This window comes from Aeromonas sanarellii (genome assembly GCF_000820085.1).
GTDB classification, from domain to species: Bacteria; Pseudomonadota; Gammaproteobacteria; order Enterobacterales; family Aeromonadaceae; genus Aeromonas; species Aeromonas sanarellii.
Window position 1 is genome coordinate 75,482 of sequence record NZ_CDBN01000098.1, and the last position, 9,663, is coordinate 85,144.

The following is a 9,663-nucleotide window of genomic DNA, read 5'->3' on the forward strand; positions in this document are numbered from 1 at the left end:
GCGGGACGACGCGCTCAGTGGCCCGGGCCGTCCAGACTGCGGTTGATCCAGACCAGGGGGACCAGCCCCACCAGCACGATGACGATGGCGCCGAGCGCTCCCCGCTCCAGCATCTCGTCCGAGACGAACTGGTAGACGTGGGTCGCCAGGGTCTCGAAGTTGAACGGCCGCAGCAACAGGGCGGCAGGCAGCTCCTTCATGGATTCGATGAATACCAGCATGGCGCCGGCAAAGAGGCCGCGTCGCACCAGCGGCAGGTGGATACGCCGCAGCATGCCGCCCGCCCCCTGCCCCAGGGAGCGGGCCGCCATGTCGAGACTGGGGGAGACCTTGTTCATGCTGCTCTCCACCGAGCCGATGGCGATGGCCACGAAGCGCACCAGGTAGCCGAACACGATGGCGGTGAGGGTGCCGGTCAAGAGCAGACCCGGCCCCTGCATCCCGAGCCAGTCGGCCAGATCGTTGATGCCAAAGTCCAGCGCCGTCAGCGGCACCAGCACCCCGATGGCGAGCACTGTGCCCGGCATGGCGTAGCCCATGGCGGCGATGCGCAGGGGCAGCAGGCTGCGGGTGCCCCCGTCAAGACGGCGGAAGAAGCCGAGCAGCAGGGCGATGGCCATGGCGAGCAGTGCGGTCAACGCCGAGACCGTCAGGCTGTTGCCGGCGAAGCGAACGAACTCCGGCGTCCACGACAGCGCGAAATAGCGCACCCCGTAGTCCAGCAGGATAGCGAACGGCAGGACGAAGCCCGCCAGCACCAGGCCCCAGCACCAGATCGCCGCCAGCACGCGGCGCCCTCCCTTGAGGGGATAGCGCATCGGCTGCTCGAACCCCATGGATTTCTGGAACACCTGCTGGCGCTGGCGGGAACGACGCTCAATGGCGATGAGCAGCACCACCGCCAGCAGCATCAGGCAGGAGAGCTTGGCGGCGGTGGCCAGACTGCCGTAACCGAGCCAGGTGTCATAGACCGCCGTGGTCAGGGTGTTGATGGCGAAGAAGTGGACGGTGGCGAAGTCCGCCAGGGTTTCCATCGCCACCAGGGATACCCCCACCATGATGGCGGGGCGGGCCAGCGGCAGGCTGAGACGGCGAAAGCTCTGCCAGGGGGTGCAGCCGAGCAGCCGGCTGGAGTGAATGAGGCTGACCGACTGCTCCAGGAAGGAGGCGCGCGCCAGCAGATAGACATAAGGGAAGAGCACCAGGGCCAGCACCCAGGCGGCACCGCCGAGGGAGCGGATGGCCGGGAACCAGTAGTCGGCCGGGCTCTGCCAGCCAAACAGGGTGCGCAGCCCCGCCTGCAACGGGCCCGAGTAGTCCAGCAGATCGGTATAGACGTAGGCCACTATGTAGGAGGGCATGGCCATGGGCAGCATCAGCGCCCACTGCAGGGCGCGGCGCCCCGGCACCTGGCACATGGCCACCAGCCAGGCGGTAGGCACCCCGAACAACAGGCTGAGCGCCGCCACCCCCAGCACCAGGCCCGAGGTGTTGCGAAGGTAATCGGTCAGTACCGTATCGGCAAGGTGGGCAAACAGATCCCCGTCGGCCGAGAAGGCGGAGAAGACGAGGGCAAGTACCGGCAAACCCAGCAGCAGGGCGGTGGCCCAGCTGCCGGCAATCCATCCAAAATGTTTCATGAGTCCACAGATGTTGATGGGGCCATCGGCCCCATCTGATTACAAGTCGAATTTCACTTCATCAAGCAGTTGCAAGGCGTCCTTGCGATGCTTGGCGTAGTCGCTGACCGGCAGGGAGTCAGACTTGAAACTGCCCCAGGACTTGACCATGGCGGAGGGTTCCACCCCGGCCTTGACCGGGTACTCGGCATTCACGTCCGCATACATGTGCTGGGCGGTGTCGCCGGAGAGGAACTCCATCAGCTTCTGGGCCGCCTCCTTGTTCTTGGCGTACTTGGTCATGGCCACGCCGCTCACGTTCACGTGGGCACCGCGATCCCCCTGGTTCGGGAAGTTGATCTCGACCGCCTCGGCCCAGGACTTCTGCGCCGGATCCTTCAGCATGGCGCCCAGGTAGTAGCTGTTGCCCAGGGAGACATCGCAGATGCCGTCCTTGATCGCCTTGACCTGATCCCGGTCGTTGCCCTGCGGCTTGCGTGCCAGGTTGGCCTTGACCCCTTCCAGCCAGGTTTTGGCATCCGCCATGCCGTGATGGGCGATCATGGAGGAAACCAGCGCCACATTGTACTCGTGCTTGCCGCTGCGGGTACAAATTTTTCCTTTGAATTCAGGCTTGGCCAGATCTTCGTAGCTGATGGTGGCGAGCTTGCCGAGGCGCTCCTTGCTGGAGTAGATGGCGCGCACCCGGGTGGTCAGGGCGAACCAGCGGTTCTCCGGATCCCGATAGATGGAGGGGATATTCTCCTGCAGGGTCTTGCTGTCCACCGGCTGCACCAGATCCTTGTTCACCAGGTCGGTCAGGCGGCTGATGTCGACGGTCAGCATCAAATCCGCCGGGGAGAGCTTGCCTTCCCGCTCCAGACGCTCGTTCAGCCCCTCTTTGGCGAACACCACGTTGACCTTGATCCCGGTCTCCTTCTCGAACTGCTGGATGATGGGCTTGATCAGCTCATCCTGACGGGTGGAGTAGACGTTCACTTCAGCGGCGAATGCCGACTGGGCGGCCAGGGTGGAGAGAGCCAGCGCCAGCATCTTCATTTTCATTGTCCGTTCCTTGTGTGCGTATCGATTGATAACCATTTTTGTTTGCATTCTGCACGAGTCACGGCCTCAGGATCAAGGCGCTTCAGGGAGGTAGGATCACATATTTAACCATTGAACAAATGAAAGGGACCGAATGATGTCTCATCCGGTCCCTTGATGACAGCCTCTCCCCGCCGAGGCGTCGCTGCCGGACCTTCACGGCCCCGCGGCGCGGGGTATCAGAGCGCCTCGTCGTCGCTCTCGCCGGTGCGGATCCGCACCGCCTGCAACAGGTCATAGACGAAGATCTTGCCGTCACCTATCTTGCCGGTGTAGGCCGCCTTGCAGATGGCCTCGATCACCCCTTCCACGTTCTCGTCGGCGGTGGCGATCTCCAGCTTTACCTTCGGCAGGAAGTCGACCTGGTACTCGGCCCCCCGGTATAATTCGGTGTGCCCCTTCTGGCGACCGAAGCCCTTGACCTCGGAGACGGTCAGGCCTTCCACCCCCAGGTTGGCGATGGCCTCGCGCACGTCGTCCAACTTGAAGGGTTTGATAATCGCAGTAATCAGCTTCATCTGGTTGCTCCCAATCCATGGTATGTCACGAATGGGTCATCAATTCTTGTGCCAAGTATTTTTATTGTTTATTTTCATTAAGATAGCCATCAACCCTTGAGCCATTACGGCTCAGGATCACCAAGGAAGCGCATCTCGCCCCATAATGAGGCACCAAGCTGCACCAGACTCCCTTGATGCACCAAATGAGAGCATCGCCCCATGTTAGTCATCTCCCAGAGCGTGATCATTCCCTGGCATGAGCTGCAGTTCCAGACCATGCGAGCCCAGGGGGCCGGGGGGCAGCACGTCAACAAGACCGACTCCGCCGTCTGGCTGCGTTTCGACTACAGAGACTCCCCCAGCCTGCCCCCCCTCTACAAGGAGGGGCTGGAGAGGCTCGCCGACAGCCGGGTCCACGACGGCTTCATCCAGATCAGGGTCGAGACCCACCGCAGTCAGGACATGAACCGCAAGGAGGCCATGAGCCGCCTGACCGAGCTGCTGAAAAAAGCCGCCTGGCGCCCCAAGGCGCGTCACGCCACCAAGCCGACCCGCAGCGCCCAGCGCAAGCGGGTCGAGGCCAAGAAGCGCAAGGGCGAGATCAAGTCCGCCCGCGGCAAACCCGGGCTGGAGTGACCTGCCTTGCCGCCCTCCGGAGGAGAAGAGGATGCAATACAGTTTTTGCGAGAGTCGTCACGGCCCCCTGCTCGTCGCCATCGATCGGCATGGCCTGCGTTATGTAGAGTTCGTCCGGGGAGAGCAGCCGGTCACCCCGACGGCGGAATGGCAACGGGATGATCAGGCCCTGGCCCCCTTCGTCGAGCAGTTCGCCGCCTACTTCGCCGGCCGGCTGCGCCAGTTCGATCTGCCCCTCGCCGCCCGGGGAACGCCGTTCCAGCAGTCGGTGTGGCACGCCCTGTGCGACATCCCCTATGGCGAGACCGTCAGCTACCTCGAGATTGCCCAGGCCATCGGCAACCCCAAGGCGGTGCGCGCCGTGGGCGCCGCCAACGGCCGCAACCCCTTGAGCATCATAGTGCCCTGCCACCGGGTGATCGGTCGCAGCGGCGCACTGACCGGTTATGCCGGCGGCATCCCCATCAAACGCTGGCTGCTGGCGCTGGAGCAACAGACTGCCGACAACTTCACGCTGACCCCCTGACCATCAGGCGGCACCCCATCAAGCGTTGGTTGCTGGCGCAGCAAGCTGCCGGGGATAAGCCCCTTGCGAGGAGGCAAGATAAAACTCTAGTCATTTGAATGAATGCAGCATGAGTCCTGCACCACACAGGCATCAGGCAGCATTTCCAAAATGAACAGAGTATGAAGAATCGCCTCAGAAGGGCTTCAGACACCGTCAGGCATCATGGCGTCACACTTGGATGGCACGGCTCATCCCTCATCCAGGTGGCACCCATGTGACGCTTCCAATCTGTCTTTTTCCCCGCGCCTCCCCAGAGGCGCTTTTTTTGTCCGTCGTCCGGCCACAAAAAAGCCCGCCGAAGCGGGCTCCTGTCCGATGCGTTGGCATCAGAGCGCGAGGAACAACCCCGCCAGGGAGGCGCTCATCAGGTTCGCCAGCACCCCCGCCAGGATGGCGCGCATGCCGTAGCGGGCGATGAAGGACTTGCGCTCCGGCACCATGGCCCCCAGGCCGCCGATGAGGATCGCCATGGAGGAGATGTTGGCAAAACCGCACAGGGCGAAGGTGACGATGGCCTTGCTCGACTCGTTCAGTGTCTGATCCTGTACCAGGGCGATGAAGGCGACGAACTCGTTGATGACGATCTTGGTGCCGATAAGCGCACCAGCCGCCTGGGCCTGCTCCCAGGGCACCCCGATGAGCCAGGAGACGGGGGCAAACAGCCAGCCCAGGATGATCTGGAAGCTCAACTCCAGCCCCACCAGGTCACCGGCCCAGCCCAGCAGGCCGTTGAGCAGGGCGATCACCCCGACGAAGGCCAGCAGGGTGGCCCCCACGGCAACCGCGATGTTGAGACCCGCCATGGCGCCATCGGCGGCCGCTTCAATGACGTTGGTGGCGCGGGGGATCTCCACGTCCTCGTGATGATCCACCTCTTCGGCAGCGGGCGGCACCAGGATCTTGGCCATGGCGAGCCCCGCAGGCGCGGACATGAAGGCGGCGGCGATCAGGTACTTCAGCTCGACCCCGATGCTGGCGTACCCCACCAGGGTGCCACCGGCCACCGAGGCCAGGCCGCAGCTCATCACGGCGAAGAACTGGGAGTCGGACATCCTGGAGAGATAGGGTTTGACCACCAGGGGCGCTTCCACCATGCCGACGAAGATGTTGGCGGTGGCGGAGAGGCTCTCGGCGCGGCCGGTACCCAGCAATTTCTGCAGTCCGCCGCCAAGCAGGGCGATGACTTTGGGCATCAGGCCGATGTGGTAGAGGATGGCGATCACGGCAGAGAAGAAGATGATCACCGGCAGCACGTTGAAGGCGAAGATGAAGCCCAGCTTGAACTTGGCCAGATCCCCGAACAGGAAGGCGATCCCCTCCTGGCCGTAACCGATGACGCTGCTGACGCTTTCGCTGACGCCGTTGAGCGCCTGCTGGCCGGCGGGCAGCCAGAGCACCAGGGCGGCGAAGAGCACTTGCAGGCAGAGGGCGAAGCCTACTGTTCGCAACGGGATACGACGACGATTATCGGAGCAGAGTGCGGCCAGGGCCAGGATGCTCAGGATACCAAGCAGGGCGATCATGGGGATTCCATCCAGTGGGGCAAAAGATGGGCGCGGATTCTGCTCCCCTGCCCTCGCCACTGCAAGCCAGCCTGGTTACAACCCTGTTAGCAAAAACGTTTGCACGATATCGGTTGCGTCAACTGATTGATTTGACTCGACTTTGAAGCCGGACTCAAGCCAGCGTTCTTGCATGGAAACGATCATTCCTCCAGGCCGGACAATTTGCCCCCGAGCCAGGGGGCCAGCCGCTGCGCCCAGTAGGGCTCGGGTCCGAAGCACTCCTTGAGGAAGTCGATGAAGAGGCGGATCTTGGGGTCCAGATGCTCTCGCCTGGCATAGACGGCGTGCACCGCCATCTTCTGGTTCGGTTGCCACTGGGGAAGCAGGGGGATGAGCTGGCCGGACTGCAACTCCTTGTCCAGCAGGTAGTTGGCCACATAGGCGATGCCGAGCCCGGCCAGAGCGGCGTCCCGTACCGCCTCAGCCAGATCCACCCGGTAGTTGCCCGCCACCTGCACCGTCTGCCGCTCCTTGCCCTGGCGAAACGACCACTCGTGGTAGCGCCGCTCCCGGCTCTGGTAGGTGATGCAGTTGTGGCGGGCCAGATCCCTCGGATGCAGCGGCGTGCCGTGACTCAGCAGATAGTCCGGCGAGGCCACCAGCACGAAGCCGATGTCCGCCAACCGCTGCCCCACCAGGGCCTCAGGCTTGTCCTCGTAGGTGGTGATCCAGAGATCCAGCCCCTCGTCCACCAGGTTGGTGCGGTGATCGAACAGGGACACCTCCAGCTCCAGATCCGGGTAGCGCGCCTGAAACGCCTTGAGCCGCGGGATCACGTGCAGTCGGCCGAAGGACTGGCCCACCCCCAGGTGGAGCACGCCGCTCACCTTGCCGCGGCGCTCCGCCACCATGGATTCCGCCTCCAGCGCCACCGCCACCAGAGCGCGGCAGTGGCGGGCATACTCCTGACCCAGTTCGGTGAGCGCGAAGCGGCGGGTGGTGCGCTGCACCAGCTGGGCCCCGAGCGCCGTTTCCAGCAGGGCGAGCTGCTTGCTGATGTGGGACTTGGAGACCCCGAGCCGGCGTGCGGCCGCCGAGATACCCTGCTCGCGGACCAGGGCGTCGAAGATCACCATTTGGGGAAGACGTTGCAGCACGGCATAACCAGGGTGGATGGCGGGCCCCTCATTATTCCAGAGCCGCCCGCCGTGGGATAGGGTCAGCGCCCGAGCGCCTCGAGGATCTGCCGCTTGAGAGGGTCGTCGGCCGGATTCTGGTTGGCGCCATAGCTCGCAATCAGCTTGCCATCGCGGCCCACCAGGTATTTGTGGAAGTTCCAGTTGGGGGCGTCACCGTCGGCGGCGGCCGCCAGCCCCTTGAACAGGGGCACCGCATCCGAGCCACGCACCGCCACCCGGTTGAACATGGGGAAGGTCACCCCGTAGTCGCGCCGGCACACCTCGGCGGTCTTGTTCTCGTTGCCCGCCTCCTGCCAGAAGTCGTTGGAGGGGAAGCCCAGCACCATCAGCCCCTTCTCCTTGTAACCCTGGTAGAGCGCCTCCAGATCCCGGAACTGGCCGCTGTACCCGCAGTAGGAGGCGGTGTTGACCACCAGCACCACCTTGCCCTCGGTCAGCCGGCAGAGGTTGTGGCGCTGGGTGCTGTTGAGCTCCCGCATCTCCACGTTGAAGTAGTCGGGGCAGGCGGCGGACGCCGCGCCCGAGCCGAGCAACAACAGCAGGGTGAACCATTTCATCGACGTGACTCCTCGGGTTTTCTCCATCATACGCAAGATCCCCGAACCTGGTTCAGGGATCAGTGCAGCGGGATCCCGGTCAGCCAGCCGTGGCCCCAGAAGATGAGCAGGGCCGTGAGCGCCAGCCCGGCCCCCAGGCTGATCCCGGTCCCCTGCCAGCTCGCCTCGGGCCGCGGCTTCTGCTGCCAGTCCCGCACCGAAATCCAGACGATGCTGACCAGTGCCCAGAGGCCGATGCCGCCGAACAGCACCAGGGAGCGGGCCTCGCTGTTGACCGTCAGATGGGCCCCCGACCAGAGCAGCACCCCGAGCAGTTGGGGATGCACCAGCCAGCGCCGGAAATGGTTCGCGCCCTGGCCTGCGCACAGCAGGATCAGCGAGACGGGCATGGCCACCATCACCAGAGTCGGCCCACAGGGAGGCAGGAAATAGAGCGGCAACGGGCTGGCGCTGCGCCAGCCGGCGAGGATGCAGCCGATGGCGACGAACACCAGCAGCGAGAAGAGCCCCTTGTAGCGGTTCTCCCCCAGCCGCTCACGCAGACGGGCGCGATGGGTCGCGGCGAAACAGGGATAGAGGTGCGTCAGGGCAAACAACACTACCCCCAGGGTCAGCAGGATCATGGGTTGTTCCTCAAAGATGGCTCCTCGCAATAAGGAGATCACTATGCCGCAAAGCCCCTCGCCAGAATACAAAAACCATATAAAAGACAGCGGGATAATAAAAAAGCCGATCCTGGGATCGGCAAGGTGCGTCAGAAGGTCTGCCGCGAGGCAGCCACATCCGCTACACGGGGCTGGGTGTGGCCGGCGCGTCGCGCCGGCCAGGAGAGGGGCTATTTGCGCAATAGATAGAGGGCGGCCACGTTGCGGGCCGTGAGCTGCAGGTTGGTGGTGGCGGTGGCTAGCGCCTCCGGCAGGGACATGGCGCGGTTGACCACGGCGAACACCGCATCGAGCCCGTGCTCATGCACCACGCCGCAATCATCGGTGAGGCAGCCGGCGATGCCGATCACCGGTTTGCCGAACCGCTTGGCACAGCGGGCCACCCCGATGGGCGTCTTGCCGTGGATGCTCTGGCTGTCGATGCGCCCCTCGCCGGTGATGACGAGATCCGCGTCGGCCACTGCCTCGGCCAGTTTCAGGGCTTCGATGACGATCTGGATGCCGGGCTTGAGCTCGGCGCCGAGCAGGCCCACCAGGGCGGCGCCCATGCCACCGGCGGCCCCCGCCCCCGGGATCTCCCTGACCTGCTTGCCGAGCGCCTGCTCGATGCAATCGGCGTAGCGGGCCAGGTTGGCGTCCAGCTGCGCCACCATCCCGGGGGTCGCCCCCTTCTGCGGGCCAAACACCGCAGAGGCCCCTTTCGGACCGCAGAGCGGATTGTCCACGTCGCAGGCCACCTCGATGTGGAGCCCGGCCAGGCGAGGATCCAGTCCGCTCAGGTCTATGGTCGCCAGCTCAGCCAGACCGGCGCCCCCCGACTCGATGGCAGAGCCATCGTCCTTGAGCAACTTGCCGCCGAGGGCCTGGATCATGCCGGCGCCGCCGTCGTTGGTGGCGCTGCCGCCAATGCCGAGGATAAGGTGAGTCACCCCCATCTCCAGCGCCGCCAGGATGAGCTCGCCGGTGCCAAAGCTCGAGGTATGCAGGGGATTGCGCCGCTCGGGTTCCACCAGATGCAGGCCGGAGGCGGCCGCCATCTCGATGACGGCCCGCTCGCCATCCCCCAGCAGACCGACGAAGCCCTGCACCCGGTTGCCGAGGGGGGCGGTCACCTCCACCGGCAGGATGCGGCCGCCGGTGGCGTCCACCAGGGACTGCACCGTCCCCTCGCCGCCATCCGCCATGGGCAGCTTGACGTAGGTGGCATCCGGCAGCACCTGCTTGAAACCGGCCTCGATGGCATCGGCCACCGCCATGGCACTGAGGCTCTCCTTGAATGAATCCGGGGCGATCACAATTTTCATATCAGT

At 64.4% G+C, this 9,663-nt stretch carries 10 protein-coding genes; 2 read left to right on the top strand and 8 right to left on the bottom strand.

Features of this window, described 5'->3' with window-relative positions:
• Positions 1 to 14 precede the first annotated feature (14 nt).
• From BN1132_RS18610 to glnK, 3 genes are all read right to left on the bottom strand, one after another.
• A complete protein-coding gene (locus BN1132_RS18610; protein ID WP_042079308.1) occupies positions 15 to 1,640 on the bottom strand; it encodes an ABC transporter permease in 1,626 nt (541 codons plus the stop codon).
• 39 nt (positions 1,641 to 1,679) lie between these two features.
• Positions 1,680 to 2,684, bottom strand: coding sequence for a Fe(3+) ABC transporter substrate-binding protein (locus BN1132_RS18615; RefSeq protein ID WP_042079309.1), 1,005 nt, complete (start codon positions 2,682 to 2,684; stop codon positions 1,680 to 1,682).
• A 218-nt stretch (positions 2,685 to 2,902) separates the two neighbouring features.
• The gene (glnK, locus tag BN1132_RS18620) at positions 2,903 to 3,241 is read right to left on the bottom strand and encodes a P-II family nitrogen regulator (RefSeq protein WP_005332325.1); all 339 of its coding nucleotides are present in this window, start codon (positions 3,239 to 3,241) and stop codon (positions 2,903 to 2,905) included.
• Between the two features lie 201 nt (positions 3,242 to 3,442).
• Between glnK and arfB the strand changes: the two genes are divergently transcribed.
• Together arfB and BN1132_RS18630 are read left to right on the top strand one after the other, a co-directional pair.
• Complete coding sequence (arfB, locus tag BN1132_RS18625; protein ID WP_042079310.1) at positions 3,443 to 3,859, top strand: alternative ribosome rescue aminoacyl-tRNA hydrolase ArfB; 417 nt, start codon at positions 3,443 to 3,445, stop codon at positions 3,857 to 3,859.
• A gap of 31 nt (positions 3,860 to 3,890) precedes the next feature.
• Positions 3,891 to 4,385, top strand: a complete 495-nt coding sequence (locus tag BN1132_RS18630; RefSeq protein ID WP_042079311.1) for a methylated-DNA--[protein]-cysteine S-methyltransferase — start codon at positions 3,891 to 3,893, stop codon at positions 4,383 to 4,385.
• Between the two features lie 368 nt (positions 4,386 to 4,753).
• On the opposite strand, the gene BN1132_RS18635 is transcribed toward BN1132_RS18630, so the two are convergent.
• From BN1132_RS18635 to BN1132_RS18655, 5 genes are all read right to left on the bottom strand, one after another.
• On the bottom strand, positions 4,754 to 5,950 hold the full coding sequence (locus tag BN1132_RS18635; RefSeq protein WP_042079312.1) for a NupC/NupG family nucleoside CNT transporter: 1,197 nt from the start codon (positions 5,948 to 5,950) through the stop codon (positions 4,754 to 4,756).
• A 182-nt stretch (positions 5,951 to 6,132) separates the two neighbouring features.
• Positions 6,133 to 7,068, bottom strand: coding sequence for a LysR family transcriptional regulator (locus BN1132_RS18640; protein WP_042079313.1), 936 nt, complete (start codon positions 7,066 to 7,068; stop codon positions 6,133 to 6,135).
• A gap of 83 nt (positions 7,069 to 7,151) precedes the next feature.
• Positions 7,152 to 7,688, bottom strand: a complete 537-nt coding sequence (locus tag BN1132_RS18645) for a glutathione peroxidase (protein ID WP_042079314.1) — start codon at positions 7,686 to 7,688, stop codon at positions 7,152 to 7,154.
• 59 nt (positions 7,689 to 7,747) lie between these two features.
• Positions 7,748 to 8,311, bottom strand: a complete 564-nt coding sequence (locus tag BN1132_RS18650; RefSeq protein ID WP_042079315.1) for an NnrU family protein — start codon at positions 8,309 to 8,311, stop codon at positions 7,748 to 7,750.
• A 212-nt stretch (positions 8,312 to 8,523) separates the two neighbouring features.
• On the bottom strand, positions 8,524 to 9,657 hold the full coding sequence (locus BN1132_RS18655; protein WP_042079316.1) for a glycerate kinase: 1,134 nt from the start codon (positions 9,655 to 9,657) through the stop codon (positions 8,524 to 8,526).
• Positions 9,658 to 9,663 lie beyond the last annotated feature (6 nt).